Source organism: Tardiphaga sp. OK245 (genome assembly GCF_900108575.1).
In the GTDB taxonomy this organism is placed as follows: Bacteria; Pseudomonadota; Alphaproteobacteria; order Rhizobiales; family Xanthobacteraceae; genus Tardiphaga; species Tardiphaga robiniae.
Genome location: NZ_FNWZ01000004.1, coordinates 716,013 through 735,861, shown reverse-complemented (window position 1 = coordinate 735,861; position 19,849 = coordinate 716,013). Strand labels below are relative to the sequence as shown.

The following is a 19,849-nucleotide window of genomic DNA, read 5'->3' as shown; positions in this document are numbered from 1 at the left end:
AGGTTGTGGTTTAATCGAAAACGAAAGCCAAATCGCTGAAAGCGAAGATGGCGCGTCCGAAGGAAGGCGCCAGACAATTGGCGCAGGAGGGGAGACGGGGTGGGTCAGATCTACGACCTCGCAATCATTGGTGGTGGTGTGAACGGCTGCGGCATCGCCCGCGACGCCGTCGGCCGCGGCAATTCCGTGTTCCTTTGCGAGATGAACGATCTGGCCAGCGGCACCTCATCCTGGTCGACCAAGCTGATACACGGCGGGTTGCGCTACCTCGAATATTACGATTTCAAACTGGTGCGCCACGCGCTGTTGGAACGCGAAGTTCTCTGGCAGATCGCGCCGCATATCATTCGCCCCTTGCGTTTCGTGCTGCCGCATCACGCCGGTCTGCGGCCCGCCTGGCTGCTGCGCTTGGGCTTGTTCCTCTACGACTATATCGGCGGCCGTAAACTTCTGCCGCCGACGCGCACGCTCGACCTCACCCGCGACGAGACCGGCAAGCCGCTGGCGCCCGGCCGGTTCAAGCGTGGCTTTGAATATTCCGACTGCTCGGTAGATGATGCGCGTCTTGTCGTGCTCACCGCGCGTGATGCCGCGGACCGGGGCGCTGACATCCGCACGCGCTCGCGCGCAACCGAGATCAGGCAGGCCGACGGGATGTGGCAGGTCACGGTTCAGGATACGGCGACGGGCGACCGTTCGACCATCAGCGCGCGCACGCTGGTCAATGCCGGTGGTCCGTGGGTCGAGAATGTTCTGGCGGTCGGTGCCGGCGTCAATGCGAAAGCGAAAGTTCGCCTCGTGCAGGGCTCGCACATCGTGGTGCCGAAACTTTACAACCACGACCGTGCCTACATCTTCCAGAATGCAGATGGTCGTATCGTGTTTGCGATTCCTTATCAGGACGATTTCACCCTGATCGGTACCACCGATATCGATTATGACGGCGATCCCGCCGATGTGAAAATCTCTGCCGACGAGATCAATTATCTCTGCAAGTCGGTGAGCGAATATCTCGCCAGGCCCGTGCTGGCCGAAGACGTGGTGTGGACCTATTCCGGCGTGCGCCCGCTCTATGACGATGGCGCCAACGAGGCCAAGGCGGCGACGCGCGACTATGTGTTCGAGCTCGATCTGCCCGGTGGCCTGCCGCTGCTGTCGATCTATGGCGGCAAGATCACGACCTATCGCCGCCTTGCCGAAGAAGCCTTGCAGAAGCTTGCGCCGTATCTGAAGGGCACCAAGGCCAGGGAAGGCTGGACGGCCCATGCCACGCTGCCTGGCGGTGATTTCGATGTCTCCGCGGTCGATGCGCTGATCGCCGAATTGTTGCGCGACTATCCGTTCCTCACCCCGGCCCATGCCAACCGCCTGGCGCATGCCTATGGCACGCGCGCAGCGAAGATGCTGGGCACCGCGAAATCGCCGGCCGATCTCGGTCAGGCCTTTGGCGCAATGCTGACCGAGCGCGAAGTACGTTATCTCATAGCGCATGAATGGGCCGTCAGCGCCGAGGATATCGTCTGGCGTCGCTCGAAGCTCGGCTTGCGCCTGTCGAAGGAAGAGATCGCGGCACTCGATCAATGGCTGCAAGCCAATCGCGCGCAGCCCGCCAATCCGATGCGTGAAGCGGGGGCGCGATCATGAGCGTCGCACTGGATCACGTCTCGCAGATGGTCGATGGCGTCACGACGATCCGTGACGTGTCGCTGACGCTGGAAAGGGGCACACTGAACGTGCTGCTCGGGCCGACATTGGCCGGCAAGACCTCGATCATGCGGCTGCTGGCCGGGCTCGATAAGCCGACCCAAGGCCGTGTGCTGGTCGATGGCAAGGACGTCACCGGCGTTGATATCCGCAAGCGCTCGGTGGCGATGGTCTATCAGCAGTTCATCAATTACCCTTCGCTGACGGTCTATGAGAATATCGCCTCGCCGCTGCGCGTGCAGGGCAAGCCGAAAGCCGAGATCGAAACCCGCGTGCACGAAGCTGCGGCCTTGCTCAAGCTTGAGCCCTATCTGAAGCGCACGCCGCTGCAACTCTCCGGTGGCCAGCAGCAGCGCACCGCCATTGCTCGCGCGCTGGTCAAGGGCGCCGATCTCGTGCTGCTCGACGAGCCGCTCGCCAATCTCGACTACAAGCTGCGCGAGGAATTGCGCACCGAACTGCCGAAGATTTTCGAGGCCTCTGGTGCGATTTTCGTCTATGCGACGACGGAGCCCTCCGAAGCGCTTTTGTTGGGCGGCAGCACCGTGTGTCTGTGGGAAGGCCAGGTTTTGCAGGTCGGCCAGACTTCCAAAGTCTATCGCCACCCCGAGACTCTCAAGGCCGCCGAAGTGTTCTCAGATCCGCCGCTCAATCTGGTGGCGATCGAGAAGAAGAATGGCAATGTGCATTATGCCGGCGGCGCGACGGCGCCCGCCAGCGGGCTCTACGCAAACCTCGCCGACGGCAGCTATCGCGTTGGCTTCCGCGCGCATCAGCTCGAAGTCGCCAGTGGTCTCGCCGGACGGCATGCATTTCCTGCGGAAGTGACCGTGACCGAAATCACCGGGTCGGAAAGCTTCGTTCATCTGAAGCGCGACGCGTCGAATTGGGTTGCGGTGCTGCAGGGCGTGCATGAATTCCTGCCCGGCCACATGCTCGACGCCGTGCTTGATCCCGCCAATCTGTTCGTCTTCGATGGCAGCGACCGTCTGGTCGCCGCTCCCAACACTGTGCAGGGAGCGTAATATGGCCCGCATCGATCTCGTCGATCTCGCGCAGTCCTACAGCGGCGCCGATGCCGATTTGGAGAGCTTTGCCCTCAAGCCGATCTCCATGACCTGGCGGCAGGGCGGCGCCTATGCGCTGCTCGGCCCATCCGGTTGCGGCAAGACCACGCTGCTCAATTTGATCTCCGGTATCGTGACGCCGACGCGCGGCCAGATCCTGTTCGACGGTAAGGACATCACGCCGCTGTCGACCCAGAAGCGGAACATCGCGCAGGTGTTCCAGTTCCCGGTCATCTACGACACCATGACGGTCGGCGAGAATCTCGCTTTTCCGCTGAAGAATCGCGGCGTGCCGAAGGCGCAGATCGATGCACGTGTCGCCGAGATCGGCGAACTACTCGATCTCACGCCTTATCTGGGTCGCAAGGCGACGCGGCTAACGCCCGATGCCAAGCAGAAGATCTCGCTGGGCCGCGGTCTGGTGCGCTCCGATGTCGCCGCCGTGCTGTTCGACGAGCCGCTGACAGTGATCGATCCCGCCCTGAAATGGGAATTGCGGTCGAAGCTGAAGGCGCTGCACCGCGCGCTGGATCTGACGATGATCTATGTAACTCACGACCAAACCGAAGCGTTGACCTTTGCCGATACGGTGGTGGTGATGCATGACGGCCGTGTCGTACAGTCCGGCACGCCGCAGGAATTGTTCGACAAGCCCGCACATACATTCGTCGGCTATTTCATCGGCTCGCCCGGCATGAATATCGTGCCGGCCGAAGTCAGCGGCCGCGAGGCGCGTATCGGCGGGCACGTGATCGCGCTGCAGCGCAGCTACGACAAGTTGCCAGCGGGCGCGACAATCGAAATCGGCGTTCGCCCCGAATTTGTCCATGTTGCGACGCCCGCACCGGGCTTGCTGTTGGCGCAGGTCGAGCGGGTCGACGATCTCGGCCGTATCAGTTTCGCGCGCGTCCGCATCGGCGGCGTCAAGTTCGCCGCGCGCGTACCTCAGGGATTTTCTGTTGCGGGGAGCGATGTCGGGCTGGTGTTCGATCCCGGCCGGGTGCACGTTTATGCTGACAGCCGCCTTGTCGAAGGGGTTGCATGATGGACAAAACCGTCAATCAAAAAGCCTGGTTCCTCGTCCTGCCGGTGTTTCTCATCGTGGCGTTCTCCGCGGTGTTGCCGCTGATGACGGTCGTGAACTATTCGGTGCAGGACACCTTCGGCAACAACCAGTTCTTCTGGAACGGCGTTGGCTGGTTCAAGGAGTTGCTCGATCCGTCCAGCGATCTCGGCGGGCGTTTCTTCGCGTCGCTGCTGCGAAACCTGGCTTTCTCCGCGATCATCCTCGCCATCGAAGTACCGCTCGGCATTCTTGTCGCGCTGTCGATGCCGCGTGACGGCTGGCGCGTCGCAGTCTGCCTCGTGATCCTCGCGCTGCCGCTGCTGATTCCATGGAACGTGGTCGGCACCATCTGGCAGATCTTCGGCCGTCCCGACATTGGCCTGCTCGGCTATACACTCAACCACATGGGTATCGACTATAATTACGTGTCGAACGAGTTTGATGCCTGGGCCACCGTCATCGTGATGGATGTCTGGCACTGGACCAGCCTCGTCGCGCTGCTGTGTTACGCAGGCCTGAAATCGATCCCCGATGCCTATTATCAGGCGGCACAGATCGACGGCGCGTCGCGCTGGGCGGTGTTTCGCGCGATCCAGTTGCCGAAGCTCAACCGTGTGTTGCTGATCGGCGTGCTGTTGCGTTTCATGGATAGTTTCATGATCTATACCGAGCCCTTCGTGGTCACCGGCGGCGGCCCCGGCAATTCGACCACCTTCGTCTCCATTGAGCTTGTCAAGATCGCGCTCGGCCAGTTCGATCTCGGCAAGGCTGCGGCGCTGTCGCTGGTCTACAACATCATCGTGCTGATCGTGTGCTGGATATTCTACACCGTGATGACCAATGCCGGCGTCGATCACACCAAGCGCGAGGGAGCGGTCTGATGCATACGATCCCTGGACGCCGCATTATCCTGTTGCTATTTTTGGTATTCCTGCTGTTGCCGATCTACTGGCTCGTCAATATGAGCTTCAAGACCAATGGCGAGATCGTCTCGACCATGACGCTGTGGCCGCACCAGCCGACGCTGGAGAATTACACACGCATCTTCACCGATGAGAGCTGGTATTCCGGTTATATCAATTCACTGAAATACGTCATCATCAACACCGTCCTGTCGATCTCCTTTGCCCTCCCGGCGGCTTACGCGTTCTCGCGCTATCGTTTCCTCGGCGACAAGCACCTGTTCTTCTGGCTGCTGTCGAACCGGATGGCGCCGCCCGCCGTATTCGCGCTGCCATTCTTCAATCTCTATTCGGCCATCGGCCTGTTCGACACGCCATGGGCCGTGGCGCTGGCGCATTGCCTGTTCAACGTGCCGCTCGCAGTATGGATCCTCGAAGGCTTCGTGTCCGGCGTGCCGCGCGAGATCGACGAGACGGCATTTCTCGATGGCTACTCATTCCCGAAGTTCTTCGTGAAGATTCTCGTGCCGTTGATCGCGTCGGGCATCGGCGTCGCTGCCTTCTTCTGCTTCATGTTCTCCTGGGTCGAACTGCTGCTCGCGCGCACGCTGACCTCGGTGAATGCCAAGCCGATCTCGGCGGTTATGACGCGCACAGTGTCGGCCTCGGGCATGGATTGGGGCCTGCTCGCCGCTGCCGGCGTGCTGACCATCATCCCCGGTGCCCTCGTCATCTGGTTCGTCCGCAATTACATCGCGCGCGGTTTCGCGCTTGGCCGGGTCTAGGAGGCCGTCATGGAAAATATTGCATGGATGGCCTGGACACCGCCGACGGCGATCTTCTTCGGCCTGCTGGCACTCACGCTGGGCACTATGACTTGGCTCGCAGTCGCCTATCCCGAGGCCGAGCGCATCGGCATCCTGCGCATTCCCACCACGCGCGGCGACCGGCTGTTCCTGTCGCTGATCGCGGCGGCCGTCATCCACCTGTTGTGGATCGGCTTCGTCGGTTCCGACCCGATCGCGACGCTGCCGATCGGCGAGGAGGGAGTTGAAATCTCGAATCTGTGGTTCGCGACATTGATTTCGCTGGTCTCGGCGGTGGCAATTTTTCGCACCGTCTGACCGGCATGGACTGCAGTCCCGGGATGAACCCGGGCCTGAAACAGAAGTGAGGGAGGAAGCTATGAGGCACCTGACGACACAGGCACGTCGCCCGACGCGCCATATCATGATGACCAGCGCTGCTGCGTTGATCACGGCGACTGCGTTGCTCGCCGCACCGGCCAAGGCCGACGACGCCACCATTCAGAAGTGGATCGACAGCGAATTCCAGCCATCGACGCTGTCGAAGGCAGAGCAGCTGAAAGAACTGCAGTGGTACGAGAAGGCCGCGCAGCCGTTCAAAGGCATGGAGATCAATATCGTCTCCGAAACCATCACCACGCACGAATACGAATCGCGCACGCTGGCCAAGGCGTTCTCCGAAATCACCGGCATCAAGCTGAAGCACGACCTGATCCAGGAAGGCGACGTGGTCGAGAAGCTGCAAACCCAGATGCAGTCCGGCAAGAACGTCTATGACGGCTGGATCAACGACTCCGACCTGATCGGCACGCATTTCCGCTACGGCCAGACCATCGCGCTGTCGGACTACATGACCGCAGAAGGCAAGGACGTCACCAGCCCGACGCTCGACGTCAAGGACTTCATTGGAACGTCCTTCACCACCGCGCCGGACAAGAAGATGTATCAACTGCCCGACCAGCAGTTCGCCAACCTTTACTGGTTCCGGTACGACTGGTTCACCAATCCCGACTACAAGGCCAAGTTCAAGGCCAAGTATGGCTACGATCTCGGCGTGCCCGTGAACTGGTCGGCCTATGAAGATATTGCCGAGTTCTTCACCAACGACATCAAGGAGATCAACGGCGTCAAGGTCTATGGCCACATGGACTACGGCAAGAAGGATCCGTCGCTCGGCTGGCGTTTCACCGACGCCTGGCTGTCGATGGCCGGCAACGGCGACAGGGGTCTTCCGAACGGTCTGCCCGTCGATGAATGGGGCATCCGCATGGAAGGCTGCCGTCCGGTGGGCTCCTCCGTCGAGCGCGGCGGCGATACCAACGGTCCGGCAGCGGTCTACTCGATCGCGAAATACCTCGACTGGATGAAGAAGTATGCCCCGCCGCAGGCGCAAGGCATGACCTTCTCGGAGTCGGGGCCGGTGCCGGCGCAGGGCAATATCGCCCAGCAGATGTTCTGGTACACCGCCTTCACCGCCGACATGGTGAAGCCGGGTCTTGCGGTCATGAATGCCGACGGTACGCCGAAGTGGCGCATGGCCCCGTCGCCGCATGGCTCGTACTGGAAGGAAGGCATGAAGCTCGGCTATCAGGACGTCGGTTCGGGCACGCTGCTCAAGTCGACCCCGGCCGATCGCCGCAAGGCGGCCTGGCTCTATCTGCAGTTCATCACCTCGAAGACGGTGTCGCTGAAGAAGAGCCATGTCGGTCTCACCTTCATTCGTGAGAGCGATATCTGGGACAAGTCGTTCACCGAACGTGCGCCGAAGCTCGGCGGTCTGGTCGAGTTCTATCGCTCGCCGGCCCGCGTGCAGTGGTCGCCGACCGGCAACAACATCCCGGACTATCCGAAGCTGGCGCAGTTGTGGTGGCAGAACATCGGCGATGCGTCGTCCGGTGCGAAGACGCCGCAGCAGGCGATGGACTCACTGGCCGCAGCTCAGGATTCTGTGCTCGAACGTCTTGAACGATCCAAGGTTCAGGGCGAATGCGGACCGAAGCTGAACAAGAAGGAGACCGCCGAGTTCTGGTACGCGAAGTCCGCCAAGGACGGCAACATCGCGCCCCAGCGCAAGCTGGCCAACGAGAAGCCGAAGGGCGAGACGGTGGACTACGACACGCTGATCAAGTCGTGGCCCGCGACCCCGCCGCAGAAGCGCGCATCGAACTAAGCGCCTTCCTGAACAAACAAAAAAGGCCGGGAGCGATCCCGGCCTTTTCTTTGTTACGCACCATGTTGCCCAACACTGCATTGTCATCACTCGCGAAAGCGGGTGATCCAGTAAATACAGGCGTTCATAGATGAACACGCATGCCGTCGTTTACCGGGGCGCCCGGTCCAAGCGCGCTATTGCGCGCAAGGGCGGGCGACGACAGTCAGAGTGTCGTTACTCCGCTGCCTGCTTCGCGCCCAGCACCGGATAATCCGTGTAGCCCTTGGCGCCGCCGCCATAGAACGTCGCCTTATCGGCATCGTTGAGCGGCGCGCCGATCTTCAGGCGCTCGACCAGATCCGGATTCGAGATGAACGGCTTGCCGAAGGCGATCAGGTCGGCGGCATCGGCCGCGAGCACCTTGTTGGCCAGCGCGAGATCGAAGCCGTTATTGGCGATATATGTGCCCTTGAAGCGCTTGCGCAGGCTGGCATAGTCGAACGGTGCGACGTCGCGCGGACCGCCGGTCGCGCCTTCGACGACATGCAGATAGACCAGCTTCTCGGCGCTGAGCCCGTCAGTGATGTAGTCGAACAGCTTTTGCGCCTGCGTATCGGCGGCGGCATCGTTGGCCGGCGTCACCGGCGAGATGCGAATGCCGGTTCTGTCGCCGCCGATTTCCTTGGCAACTGCCGCGGCCACTTCCAGCATCAGCTTGGCGCGGTTCTCGAGCGAGCCGCCATAGGCGTCGGTGCGCTTGTTGGTACTGTCACGCGCGAATTGCTCAAGCAGATAACCGTTGGCGCCATGAATCTCCACGCCGTCGAAACCGGCTTCGACCGCATTGGCAGCGCCGCGGGCGAAACTGTCGATGACGCCTTGAATTTCACCCAGCTCAAGTGCGCGGGGCTCCGAGACGTCGGTGAAGGTGTTGTTGACGAAGGTCTTGGTGTTGGCGCGGATCGCCGAAGGGGCCACCGGCGCGCCGCCATTCGGCTGCAGGCTGACATGCGAGATGCGGCCAACGTGCCAGATCTGCATATAGATATGACCGCCCTTGGCATGCACGGCCTCGGTCACCTTCTTCCAGCCGGCGATCTGCTCCTTGGTGTAGACGCCCGGGACGTCCTGATAGCCCTGGCCCTGCTGCGAGACGGGTGTGCCTTCGGTTACCAGAAGGCCGGCGCTGGCACGCTGGCTATAATATTCGACCGCTAGCGGATTCGGTACGTTGCCCGGCAATGCGCGATTGCGCGTCAGCGGGGCCATTACCGTGCGATTGGTCAGCGTGTTCGCGCCAAGCTTGTAGGGTTCGAAGAGTTTGGACGTGCTCATGATGAATGATCCAGTCGATGAAAGGTGAAATCGAATTGGGCATCATGCAGCGCATTGGCAATACCGCTGCGCTGCATGTCGTTGGTTCAGGATAAAACAATCGTGGCGATGACGGATTGAATGATCATGATCTCTCTATCGGTCGGCCAGCAGCCGAATATCCTGCGGTGATGGCGCGGCTTACTGCGCGCCGAGGAAGTCGCGCTTACCAATCTCGATGCCGCTATGCCGGAGAATGCCGTGGGCGATAGCGACGTGGAAGTAGAAGTTCGGCAGCGAGAAGCTGCTCAGATACTGCTGGCCCGTCATGGTCGTGGTCTTGCCGCCGCCGATCGGAAACGTGACCTCGCGTACGTCGGCGCCTTCGAATTGAGCCGGCGTGAAGCCCTTCACATAATCCATCGCCTTGGCCAGACGCTGCTTCAATTCGCCAAAGGTTTTCTCGGTGTCCGGCACCGACTGCGGTTCGTTCTGGGTGAGTCGGGCGCAACCGCGCATGGCCTGATCGCAGGCAACCTGAACCTGGCGAGAGAGCGGCAGCATGTCGGGATAAAGCCGCGCGCCGAGCAAGGCTTCCGGCTCTATCTTCTTCGCGGTGACGTGGGCCTCAGCCTTGTCAAGAATGGCGGAGAGGCTGCCGAGCATCTGCAGATAAGCAGGCACGGCGGAATCGTAAAATGACATGTGATGCTCTTTTTCGGTCGATTGCGGCTGCGCAGCGGTGACGACCCGGAAGGGTCAAGAAAGATGCTGCTGCATGGACTTGGGGCGCGGCCAGCCAAATTCAACCGCCCCAACCTTACAAAAGAGAAGAAATTTCGAGCGTGATCCCGAGACGTGGATACCGTTTCTCGGATCAGATAAATCAGGCTCTAGCGCCCGGATCTCAGCGCCGCCAACAATTCAGCCGTCGGCCAGGAGTCCGCGGGCAGGCCGAACTTGATCTGCATGGCCTTCACCGCCGTGCGGCTCTGCTGGCCGAGGATGCCGTCGATCTTGCCGACATTGAAGCCGCGCTTCGCCAGCAGTTGTTGCAGCTCGCGAAGTTCGGGATGTGACAGCTGGGCGACAGGGGCGGAGGGCTGCCGCATCTTGGAGGCGCCATTGATGCGGGTGGCGAGATAGGCTGCTGTCGTCGAATAGATCAGCGAATTGTTCCATTCGGTATAGGCGGCGAAATTCGCGTAAGCGAGGAAGGCGGGGCCGTGCCGGCCCATCGGCAGCAGCAGCGATGCCGGCATGCTGTCGTTCGGCAGTGGCCGTCCGTCGGGATAGCTGACGCCGAATGACGCCCATTTCGCGCGGGGCAGTTGGATGGTGAGATCGGCCTGATCCCACGGCACGTTGTCGGTGACCCGCACCTCCTGCAGCCATGGCTCGCCGCGCCGCCATTTAAGGCCCGTGGAAATGTAATGCGCCGTCGAACCGATCACGTCGGCCGGGCTGCGCAGCAAATTGCGATGGCCATCGCCGTCGTAGTCGACGGCATAGTTGAAGTAGTGCGTCGGCAGAAATTGCGTCTGGCCGAGTTCGCCGGCCCATGAGCCGATCATCTCCGCCGGCGACAGATCACCGCGATCGATGATCTTCAGCGCGGCGATGGTCTCGTCCTGAAACATTTTCGAGCGCCGGCAGTCATAGGCCAGCGACACCAGCGAGCGCAGCGTCTGCAGATTGCCCATCTGCACGCCGAAGTCGCTCTCCAGCGCCCAGAACGCGGCGATGACCGCTGGCGGCACGCCATACTCTTTCTCTGCACGTGCAAAGGCTGCGGCGTTCTGCTTGATCTTGAGCTGCCCGTTCTGCATTCGGTAATCAGCCGCCATGCGACCGGCGAATTGCGTGAACAACTGCCCGAACACCCGCTGCCCGCGGTCGCGATTGACGATGCCCTGATCGTAGACGAGATAGGGCGCCGCTTCCGCCATCGCCCGCTGCGATACCCCGCTAGCGACAGCCTGCTGTTTCAGCCCGGCAAGGAATTGGTCGAAGCTCTGGCCGCCATGACAGGACGCTCCGCGCTGCGCGGAAGCGGGGGAGGTGAAGGAGATAAGGGCAGATGCTGCAACGAGAATTGTGAATCGCACAGACATTCGCAGCATGAACCAGACCTCTCCGCTGTCGTACCCGGACTTGATCCAGGCATCCATCTTTCTCCCACACTAACATTCAAGATGGATGGCCGGGTCAAGCCCGGCCAGGACATGTCATACAAGCATCAACGCTCGAGGACCCACCGTGTCACGGCCTGATGAAAATTCAACGGTCCGGGCACTGTCATATGGGTCTTCAGATATTTGAAGCCGGCCTTTTGCAAGGTTCGGTTTGGTCCGACATTGAAGGCATTTGGCTCGCAGAACAGCGATTTGAGTTTCAGCATGTCAAAGTAGATCGCCGCGCTTCGGCGAACGCATTCTGTACCGATTCCGGTTTGTCGTCTGTCCGGGTGCAGCACGTGAAGATGCATGGTGGCGCTTTCGCCATAGACAATCTTGTCACAACTGGAAAACCCGATGGGCTGATCATCCATTAGCCACAGCGCGACAACGGCGGCGCGGCGTTCCGGCGGGAGTGCATATTGTTGGCCGATACGCTCTTGCCAGATCAGCGCCGGCGGCATCCTGGTTGGATCGACGCCCATCGTTTCCAGGAATTCCGGCGTGGCATTGTGGAAATAGGTGCTGACGACGTGAGCTTCGGACGGCAGCATTTCCCGGACCAGCAACGTCATCAATGGCCTCAATGTTAGGGGCGATCGGGAAGACCTTGCAATTATAGTTCCCGCGCATTGCTGAAAGCAAATGACGACACCCGCCGTGTGTTCTCATCGAGGATCAGGCTGCGCGTGATCGGCGGCTCCGCGCGCTGGCTGCAATTCTCGCGCTCGCACAGCCGGCAATTGACACCGATCGGCGTCCCCTCGGTTTTTTCTAGATCAAGGCCGGCCGAATAGGCCAGCTTGCCGGCGTGGCGGATCTCGCAGCCGAGGCCGATGGCGAAGCGCGGTTGCGGCTGCGGATGCGGCGCTGCGGGCCGGCGTAGCGTCTGTGCGATGGAGAAATAGCGGCTGCCGTCGGGCAGTTCGATCACCTGGCTCAGCAGGCGGTCCGGCGTGTCGAAGGTCGAATGCACGTTCCACAGCGGGCAGGTGCCGCCGAATTTCGAAAACGGGAAGGTGCCCGACGAGAACCGCTTCGATACGTTGCCGGCATTATCGACGCGCAGCATGAAAAAGGGAACGCCGCGCGCATTCGGCCGCTGCAGCGTAGTGAGGCGATGACAGATCTGCTCGAAGCCGACATTGAAGCGCTGGCCGAGCACTTGCACGTCGTAGCTCAGCGCTTCCGCCGCAGCATGGAACGCCGCATAGGGCATCAGCGTCGCTGCTGCAAAATAGTTGGCCAGTGTAATTCGATAGAGCCGCCGCGTGGTGTCATCGAGCGGACCTGCGCGGCCGATGATGGTCTCGAAATGCGATGAGCACTCGACGAGGCCGATTTGGAATGCGACCTGAAAGGCGCGGCCGGGCGCATCGACCATTTCCGAGATCAGCAGCTGCCGGCGATGTCGGTCGAAACGTCTGAGCGTCTCGCGCATCACATCCACCGGCATAATGCGAGTGACGATCGAATATTTGTCGCGCAGTCGCGTGCTCAGCGCCGCAAACAGATCCTGCGACGGCACGTTGATCTCGTCGCGCAGGCCTTCGGCGGCCGCTTCGAGTTCGGGGAAGTAGTTGCGGTTGGCTTCGATCAAATCACGCACGCGCTCGATCGGATTGGCTTCGAATGGCGCGCCTTCATGCCGATCGGCCATCTGCGCCGCCACCATGGTCTCGCCGCGCCGCGCTTCGGTATAAGCCGCATAGAGCCGCTGCAGCGCATGCGTGACACCGGGACAGAGTTCGGCAAGGTCGCGCAATTCCTGTTTCGGCAAATCGATCTGGCGAAACAGCGGATCGGAAAAGATCTCGTTCAGCTCCGCGAAGAAGCGGTCTTCATCCGCCGTCGCGAGATCGCGGAGATCGAGGTCATAGGTCTCGGCGAGGCGCAGCAGCAACTGCGCGGTGACCGGCCGCTGGTTGCGCTCAATCAGATTGATGTAACTCGGCGAAATGCCGAGGCCCTCTGCCATCTGGGTCTGGGACAGGCCCTGTTGCTGCCGGATCCGCCTGAAGCGCGGCCCCACGAACAGCTTCTTGCCAGACTCGCCCGCCATCCGCGCCAATTCCTGGTTCCCCGAGTCGCCACTCGGTCGTTGATTGTGACAAAATTAACAAAATGACATTTATTACAAGTCGCGATGTTACATCACATCACCATTCAACACAAGGTGTCTGGTGGTTTTGTCTGACATGGCGTTATCTGTTCACACGGTGAATGCATCGCATGTCACGAATGTCGATTTAAGGAATGAACAGGAGCACGACATGTCACACGGTAGCAATTTCTGGGTCATCGGCGGCGAGTTCGGTTCGATGAACTTCCACAAGCTGGTTGAAGGCTCGGCCCAGGTGCAGGGCCCGTTCAAGACGCGCAAGCAGGCCGAAGAAGCCTGGAAGACCGTGTCGGAAGAGAATCGCCACCGCGCCGGCGTCCGCTTCTCCATCGTCGAAGAGCCGAGCCGCCAGGTCGCTTAGGACCGAGGGTTCGCCTGAGGCTGAGACCCCGAGCGGCGTCAGTGCCGCCGGCTCGCCTAAAGCCTGTCGCTGATTTGCCCATAAGAAGACGTCCAAGGATATCAGCGGCCTCATCCGGGAAACCGAGTGGGGCCGTTGATGCGTTTAGCGGCCAAGCCTCTGGAAACAAACGGCCTTTCCGGCACTCGTGGTTACTGATAGGTTACTGCCCGATGGATGGCGCGCTCAGGCAGCCAGAAAGGGGTCCAGCGTGGCGAGTAACGGGACGAAGCCTGTCGAGGAAGCCAGGCCGCAGCGGCTGCGCGACGCGTTGCGTCAGGCCCGCATCGAGGCGGCCGATCGCACCGGTGTCGTCGTCGAGCTGCGCGATGCCGAAGTGGCGCGGCTGGAGATCCTCAATGAAGCGCTCGACCCGCTGTTCGCCGAGATCCCTGTTGGCATCGAGATGTTCGACCGGGGCATCAGCCAGGGCGACACGCCGCGGCTGTGGATCGACATGGTCGCCCATGTCGCGATGGGTCGCGACAAGCGCATGTATCGCTTCGTGCAGGACACCCGCCACGGTCGCGTGGTGCTGGCCGAGGCGCATGACGTTCCGACCATCGTAAAGGCGGTCACCGACTATATCGCGCGCCGCATGATTGAGCGCGAGCACGCGCTGGTGACAATGTCGGCGCCGGAGGTAGCGACGGCGGTGAAGAAGCCGCGCAGCAGATTCTGGCCGTTCGTGTTCGGTGTGATTGTCGGCGTCGTGGGACTATTTGCGCTCGCGCTGTTCGTGTCCGTGCGCGGACATTAGTCACGCTACACCAGCATCGTCCGCGTCAGCTCGTGCACCATATTGCTGCCCCCGAATCCTCGCACCGTCTGCTCGCAGCGCCAGCGTTCGCCGTCGCGTTCGATGGCGAACAGATTGTAGGCCGCTGCCGGCTTGTGGCCGTGTGCAACCGATGACGCCGATGGCACGCCGATTGCGGGAATGCGCCGCTGTGGGCCGTCGAACCACATGGTCGAATGAATGTGGTCGTGGCCGTGCAGGATCAGTTCGACGCCGTGGCGCTTGAGCACAGCTTGCAGCGCGTCGGAATCCGTCAGTCGCTTCATTTTCTGCTTTGAGCGTAGCGGATGATGAATCAGCAATACGCGAAACAGATGAGCGTCGGCGAGGCCGCCAAGCATAATGTTGAGCGCCCTAAGCTGTGCGTCGCCGAGCGAGCCCGTCGCCATGAACGGCGCGGTTGGCACACTCGACGACACGCCGATCAGAGCCAGCGGGCCGCGGATACGCAGAAATGGAAAGCGCGTATCGGGGGTGCCGTCACTGCGCATATAGTCGCCGAAAGTCTCGGCGAAACGTTCGGGTGCTCCGCGCACATAGGCGTCGTGATTGCCGGGTACCAGCGAGACATTGTCCGGTGTGCCGACGCTTTCGATCCAGCGGCGCGCGCGCGGGAATTCGGCATCCAGGGCGAGATTCACGAGATCGCCAGTGACGGCAATATGGTCCGGCTGCTGCGCCTGCATGTCGCTGACGATGACATCCAGCATATCGCGGCGGTGGATCAGATGCCGGTTACGCCGCCAGTTCAGATAGCCGAGCACGCGCTGCCCCAGGAGCTCGCGCCAGTGCGGCTCTGGCATCGGCGGAACATGCGGATCGGACAGATGGGCGAGGGTGAAAGCGGTCATGAGAAGCGATCTGCCCCTGCGCGTATGTGAACAAGCCGGCTCAATGCGCCCTCATGCCTGTGAAATCCCTGCATGTTTTGGCAAGGTGGGGCATATGACGCAAGCACCCACCGTGTCGCCAGCCAGGAATTTGCCGCGATGACCTCACCGACGTTGCGGCAGCGGCTGGAGCCGACCCTGCGCAAATTCGTGCATCTGTATTTCCGCTTCGCCCGCGGCATGACCTTGGGCGTCCGCGCCGTGGTGCTGGACGCTGACAATCGCGTGTTTCTAGTCCGGCACACTTATGTCACCGGCTGGTATCTGCCCGGCGGCGGCGTCGAAGTCGGCCAGACCTTTCGCGAGGCGCTAGACATGGAGCTGCGGGAAGAGGGGCGCATCGAACTCACGGGAGAGCCGGTTCTGCATGGTGTCTTTCTCAACAGTCACGTCTCGATCCGCGATCATGTGGCGGTCTATGTGGTCAGGCAGTTCCGGCAGGACTGGTTGCCCGAGCCCAATCGCGAAATCGCCGAAACCGGTTTCTTCGCCCTCGATGCCCTGCCTCACGACACCACCGAGGGCACCCGGCTGCGGCTGGCCGAGATCTTCGACGGCAAGCCGATCAGTGCTACCTGGCGGGTCTGATCCCGTCCGCCCGGGCAATGGACCGCGCGCCCGCCAAATGCTATCCCGCCTCCCGACATGAATGACCTTTCTCTGACCATCCTGGCGGAAACCGCCAACGACGCCCAGATCATCGAACGGCTGCATGCCCGCACCTTCGGCCCGGGCCGTTACGTGCTATCAGCCTACCGGCTGCGTGAACATGTCGGTCATCTGCTCGACCTGTCTTTCACGGCACGGATCGGCACGCTGCTGGTCGGCTCGGTCCGGCAATTGCCGATCTGTGTGGGTGATACGCCGGCACTGCTGCTCGGGCCGCTGACCGTCGAGCCGCCATTCCGCAGCCGCGGCGTCGGCCGCAAGCTGCTGGACCGCGCCATCGCCGATGCGCGCAAGAAGGGGCACAAGCTCATCGTGCTGGTCGGCGACGAGCCCTATTACCGCCGGGTCGGCTTCAAGGCGATCCCTAAGGGCAATGTGACCATGCCGGGTCCGGTCGATCAAAACCGGTTGCTTGTGCTCGAGCTGGTGGAGGGCGCCGCTACGGGTCTCGCCGGCGCCGTTCGGCCGGATTGGGACGCGGCGAAGTAATTTTTTGATCCAAGCCGTCATTCCGGGGCGCGCGCAGCGTTAGCTGCGAGCGAACCCGGAATCTCGAAGTGATAGAACCGCATGAGGTTCCGGGTTCGCGCATTCAGCCGCGCTGAATGCACGCCCCGGAACGACGAGTACCAATCAGAACTTCACACTAGCAAATGCCCGCACGTTCAGCCCGGGCTGCAGCACATTGTCCTTGTTATAGGACACCGCGTTGCGGATGGTCTCGTTCAACAGATTGTTGCCGACCACGCCGAGGGTCATTTCCTTAGCGCCGTAGATGCGCGGATCGAGCAGCGTCTTGTAGCTCACTTCCGCTTTCAGCAGGTTGTAGCCCGATGTCGGCGTCTCCGCGATCTCAGCGATGTCGTTCTGCGCGAAAGCGTGCAGCAAGTTCACGCGCGCGAACCAGTTGGCATCGCGCCAGAACAGGCCGCCGCCGGCACGCACCGGCGGAATGCGCGGCACATTGGTGCCGTCGCTGAAGGTCGCGCGCACGATGTCGGCCTGGGTCTCGATACCCCATGTGCCGCCATAGATCTGCGCAACATCGAGCTGGCTCTGGAATTCGCCGCCGCGGAAGGTGGCGTCACGCTGCGAATAGATCGCCTGGTTCAGTTCGAGGCCAAGCCCCGCCTGGCAGACTCCGTCTCCGCAGGTGTTGCCGGTCAGGCGGCGATAGATGAAGCCGCTATATTGCGTGTAGTAACCGGTGAGCTCGAAGCGGAACGGACCGGCGGCGCGGCGCAGGCCGAGTTCGACCGACTTCGCCGTCTCGATGCCGAGATTGGGATTGCCGATGTCGAAGGTCTCGGTCGCATCATGTCCGCCGCGCGAGAACAGTTCGGCGGGCTTCGGTGCGCGCTCGGTATATTGCGCGGTGATGCTGGCGGAGAGCCCATACCAGGGCAGGTCCTGGATCAGGCCGATGCTGCCGCTCTTCGGCGTGAAGGTGAGGTTACGCCCGACCGCCGGACCGATCGCGCCAGGATCGGCATTGAGATCGAACTCGTTCGGGATCGACGATGGCGTCGTGCCTGACAGTTCGACATGCTCGATGCGGCCGGCGATCTGCGCCTTCGTGGTTTCGGTGAACTTGAACTCGTTGAAGCTGTAGCCGGCAATCCTTGTGTTCTTATTCGGATCCCACAGACCATTGAGCGGGCTGCCGATGTCATCGGGGCTCGGTGCCGTCAGCTCCTGATGATTGACCTGCAGGCCGAAGGCCGACGTGATCGTGGCGAAACGTGCGTTGAAGGGCATCATCTGCACTTCGAGCCGGCCTTCCTGCTCCTTGTTGGTGAAGGTCTGGCGCACGCCATCGGACAAGAGGTCGCTGGCGTCGGCAAGGCCGATCTCGTTGTGCTTGTAGTTGGTCGCGCCGACCCAGAAGCGGATCGCTTCGACCGCCGCGGCGTCCGGGCGATATTCGCCCTTGGCCGTGAACTTGGTCTGCTGGCCGGCGATACGGGTGCCGACCTGCGCGCCTTCAACGCCCGGAATGCGATAGGTCGTGTTGTTCTGGGTGATCGCCGCGCCGATATAGCCGCCGGTGAAGAAGTAGGAGCCGCCGACCGATGCGCCGGCCGACTGGTTAGCCGAGTTCGGCTGACGTCCATTGAAGGCAAGGCCGGGATCGGCATAGGGATAGCTCGGCACATTGTAGTCGCCGGCCTTGCGTCCATAGACATCGGCATGAACCGCGACATTGCCGCCGCCGGCATCGAGCAGGATGCCGCCATCAACACCGCGATCCACCGAACTGAACGAGGTGCGGACTTCGGCATTCATGCAGCCCGGCGCCGCGAGACCGGCGGCCGGCGCCTTCACCGGCATGCCGTAGCTCTGGAACGGCGCCGCCACGGCGCAGTTCGGCAGCGCATCGGGAATGCGATTGTTGGACGCGCTGACCACGCCGCCGATCGATTGCGAGCCATAACGCAGTGTCGCCGGGCCGCGGATCACCTCGATCTGATTGGCGGCAAACGGATCCACCGGCACGAAATGATCTTCGCCGAGGTCGGATGCGCCGTTGCTGCCAATGCCGTTTTCGACGATGCCGACACGATTGACGTCGAGACCCCTGATGATCGGCCGGCTTGATGCGCCCGGTGCGTAGCCGGAGCCGGTTATGCCAGGCTTGTTGGCGAGCAGGTCGCCGAGCGTCGAGGCACCGGAACGGCGGATCTCGTCATTCGGCACCACGGTGACGGTGGCGAACTGATCGGTAACGATCGGGAGTTCGCCCTGCTGCGCCTGCACGGCCGGCTCTGCCTCGACGGGCACCGGCGCGGCATTGCGGTTCGGCGCGGGGCGCGTGACATGAGTATGCGCGGTGCGTGACGGCACCGGCTTGCGGCGCACGATCGGGCTTGGCGCGGTGACTTCCACGGCGGGAAGCTGCGTCTGCGCCAGCGCGGATTGCGGGAGGCAGCTCAGTCCCACCACGGCAGATGTGCCGAGCAGGAGGGCGCGCTTGAATTGAATCGACATAGGTTTGTCCTGACTTCACCGGCCGCGCGCTCGGGCGCTTGCGCCGGGACTCGCGGTGATGCGAATCTGACTTCGGTTACGCCGTTCGCGAGGAATTCGCGGCAGCGATCGTCAAAGGTCGTGTCAGGAAACAGGAGGGCCGCGCGGCTGCGATGCGCCGCTGATGGCGTCGAGATGGTCGAACTCAGCCTCGGTGATCCGCTGCAGCAGGACGGCAGCCTGCGGCAACAACAGGACCGGCGGCGCGGCGAACAGCGCTGTACCGGCCATCCCCATGACGGCGCAGATGGCGCAGGGATCGGCGGCGCGGTGATGGTGGTCAGGATCGGGAGCGGCCGGTGTCTGCGCAGCTTCGCCGGCAGAGAAGGCGATGGCGGTGTCGAGAGGGGCTGCATGGACCGTCCCGCCGTGAACGTGGCCGAACGACAGAATGAGCTGCACGGCCAGCGCGAACAGCGCCAGCTTTGCCCCATGTCTGATATTCGTGCGAAACCACTTCATGCCGACAAGCCGCCCCGCATCGGCTGGCGGAGAGGTCTGCCAGTACCGATGTTATAATGTAACATCGCGCGACAGGCGGCCGGGTGTCAACGGCCAGTCATCGCCGGACATAGAAACCGCGCAGGCTGTGGGATTACGGCAACGCTGCCTTCTTCCCTCTCCCCGCTTGCGGGAGAGGTCGTCATTCACGCGTTAGCGTGGTGACGGGTGAGGGGGAGCCGGTGTTTCATTCGCTGGCTTCCCCTCACCGGTCGCGGACTTCGTCCGCGCCACCCTCTCCCCGCAAGCGGGG

Annotated in this window: 19 protein-coding genes; 11 read left to right on the top strand and 8 right to left on the bottom strand. The window is 61.9% G+C overall.

The features are described from left to right. The first annotated feature begins 99 nt into the window (after positions 1-99). From glpD to BLW80_RS22075, 7 genes are all read left to right on the top strand, one after another. Positions 100-1,644, top strand: coding sequence for a glycerol-3-phosphate dehydrogenase (gene glpD, locus BLW80_RS22105; protein WP_093759632.1), 1,545 nt, complete (start codon positions 100-102; stop codon positions 1,642-1,644). Next, positions 1,641-2,729, top strand: coding sequence for an ABC transporter ATP-binding protein (locus BLW80_RS22100; protein WP_093759631.1), 1,089 nt, complete (start codon positions 1,641-1,643; stop codon positions 2,727-2,729). Before glpD ends, BLW80_RS22100 begins: the two co-directional genes overlap by 4 nt. A gap of 1 nt (position 2,730) precedes the next feature. After that, positions 2,731-3,816 (top strand): ABC transporter ATP-binding protein, encoded by a 1,086-nt coding sequence (locus BLW80_RS22095; protein WP_093759630.1) that lies wholly within the window; start codon positions 2,731-2,733, stop codon positions 3,814-3,816. Beyond that, positions 3,816-4,718 carry a carbohydrate ABC transporter permease gene (locus tag BLW80_RS22090; protein ID WP_093760069.1) on the top strand — a complete coding sequence of 301 codons (903 nt, stop codon included), beginning with the start codon at positions 3,816-3,818 and terminating at the stop codon, positions 4,716-4,718. Before BLW80_RS22095 ends, BLW80_RS22090 begins: the two co-directional genes overlap by 1 nt. After that, the gene (locus BLW80_RS22085) at positions 4,718-5,524 is read left to right on the top strand and encodes a carbohydrate ABC transporter permease (protein ID WP_093759629.1); all 807 of its coding nucleotides are present in this window, start codon (positions 4,718-4,720) and stop codon (positions 5,522-5,524) included. Before BLW80_RS22090 ends, BLW80_RS22085 begins: the two co-directional genes overlap by 1 nt. Positions 5,525-5,533: 9 nt before the next feature. Further along, positions 5,534-5,863, top strand: a complete 330-nt coding sequence (locus tag BLW80_RS22080) for a DUF2160 domain-containing protein (protein WP_093759628.1) — start codon at positions 5,534-5,536, stop codon at positions 5,861-5,863. 61 nt (positions 5,864-5,924) lie between these two features. Further along, positions 5,925-7,715 (top strand): ABC transporter substrate-binding protein, encoded by a 1,791-nt coding sequence (locus tag BLW80_RS22075; protein ID WP_089262580.1) that lies wholly within the window; start codon positions 5,925-5,927, stop codon positions 7,713-7,715. Between the two features lie 216 nt (positions 7,716-7,931). Here the strand turns inward: BLW80_RS22075 and BLW80_RS22070 are convergent, their stop codons facing one another. From BLW80_RS22070 to BLW80_RS22050, 5 genes are all read right to left on the bottom strand, one after another. After that, positions 7,932-9,032 (bottom strand): alkene reductase, encoded by a 1,101-nt coding sequence (locus BLW80_RS22070; protein WP_093759627.1) that lies wholly within the window; start codon positions 9,030-9,032, stop codon positions 7,932-7,934. Between the two features lie 180 nt (positions 9,033-9,212). Continuing rightward, a complete protein-coding gene (locus BLW80_RS22065) occupies positions 9,213-9,716 on the bottom strand; it encodes a DUF1993 domain-containing protein (RefSeq protein ID WP_093759626.1) in 504 nt (167 codons plus the stop codon). Positions 9,717-9,904: 188 nt separating this feature from the next. After that, entirely contained in the window at positions 9,905-11,125 is a 1,221-nt protein-coding gene (locus tag BLW80_RS22060) for a lytic murein transglycosylase (RefSeq protein ID WP_093760067.1), read from the bottom strand. A 125-nt stretch (positions 11,126-11,250) separates the two neighbouring features. Continuing rightward, positions 11,251-11,763: a GNAT family N-acetyltransferase gene (locus BLW80_RS22055; protein WP_093759625.1), complete on the bottom strand. Its 513-nt coding sequence runs from the start codon at positions 11,761-11,763 to the stop codon at positions 11,251-11,253. A 41-nt stretch (positions 11,764-11,804) separates the two neighbouring features. Next, the gene (locus BLW80_RS22050) at positions 11,805-13,250 is read right to left on the bottom strand and encodes a helix-turn-helix domain-containing protein (protein WP_093759624.1); all 1,446 of its coding nucleotides are present in this window, start codon (positions 13,248-13,250) and stop codon (positions 11,805-11,807) included. Between the two features lie 211 nt (positions 13,251-13,461). Between BLW80_RS22050 and BLW80_RS22045 the strand changes: the two genes are divergently transcribed. Together BLW80_RS22045 and BLW80_RS22040 are read left to right on the top strand one after the other, a co-directional pair. Further along, entirely contained in the window at positions 13,462-13,671 is a 210-nt protein-coding gene (locus BLW80_RS22045) for a DUF4170 domain-containing protein (protein ID WP_068733054.1), read from the top strand. Between the two features lie 250 nt (positions 13,672-13,921). Next, positions 13,922-14,470, top strand: a complete 549-nt coding sequence (locus tag BLW80_RS22040; protein ID WP_093759623.1) for a hypothetical protein — start codon at positions 13,922-13,924, stop codon at positions 14,468-14,470. 5 nt (positions 14,471-14,475) lie between these two features. On the opposite strand, the gene BLW80_RS22035 is transcribed toward BLW80_RS22040, so the two are convergent. Beyond that, a complete protein-coding gene (locus BLW80_RS22035) occupies positions 14,476-15,360 on the bottom strand; it encodes a metallophosphoesterase family protein (RefSeq protein WP_093759622.1) in 885 nt (294 codons plus the stop codon). A gap of 138 nt (positions 15,361-15,498) precedes the next feature. Between BLW80_RS22035 and BLW80_RS22030 the strand changes: the two genes are divergently transcribed. Together BLW80_RS22030 and BLW80_RS22025 are read left to right on the top strand one after the other, a co-directional pair. Beyond that, complete coding sequence (locus BLW80_RS22030) at positions 15,499-15,987, top strand: NUDIX domain-containing protein (protein ID WP_093760065.1); 489 nt, start codon at positions 15,499-15,501, stop codon at positions 15,985-15,987. Between the two features lie 57 nt (positions 15,988-16,044). After that, positions 16,045-16,557 carry a GNAT family N-acetyltransferase gene (locus tag BLW80_RS22025; protein WP_093759621.1) on the top strand — a complete coding sequence of 171 codons (513 nt, stop codon included), beginning with the start codon at positions 16,045-16,047 and terminating at the stop codon, positions 16,555-16,557. Between the two features lie 144 nt (positions 16,558-16,701). On the opposite strand, the gene BLW80_RS22020 is transcribed toward BLW80_RS22025, so the two are convergent. Both BLW80_RS22020 and BLW80_RS22015 read right to left on the bottom strand, forming a co-directional pair. After that, complete coding sequence (locus tag BLW80_RS22020) at positions 16,702-19,056, bottom strand: TonB-dependent receptor (protein ID WP_093759620.1); 2,355 nt, start codon at positions 19,054-19,056, stop codon at positions 16,702-16,704. Between the two features lie 123 nt (positions 19,057-19,179). Further along, positions 19,180-19,557 carry a DUF2946 family protein gene (locus BLW80_RS22015; RefSeq protein WP_093759619.1) on the bottom strand — a complete coding sequence of 126 codons (378 nt, stop codon included), beginning with the start codon at positions 19,555-19,557 and terminating at the stop codon, positions 19,180-19,182. Positions 19,558-19,849: the final 292 nt, after the last annotated feature.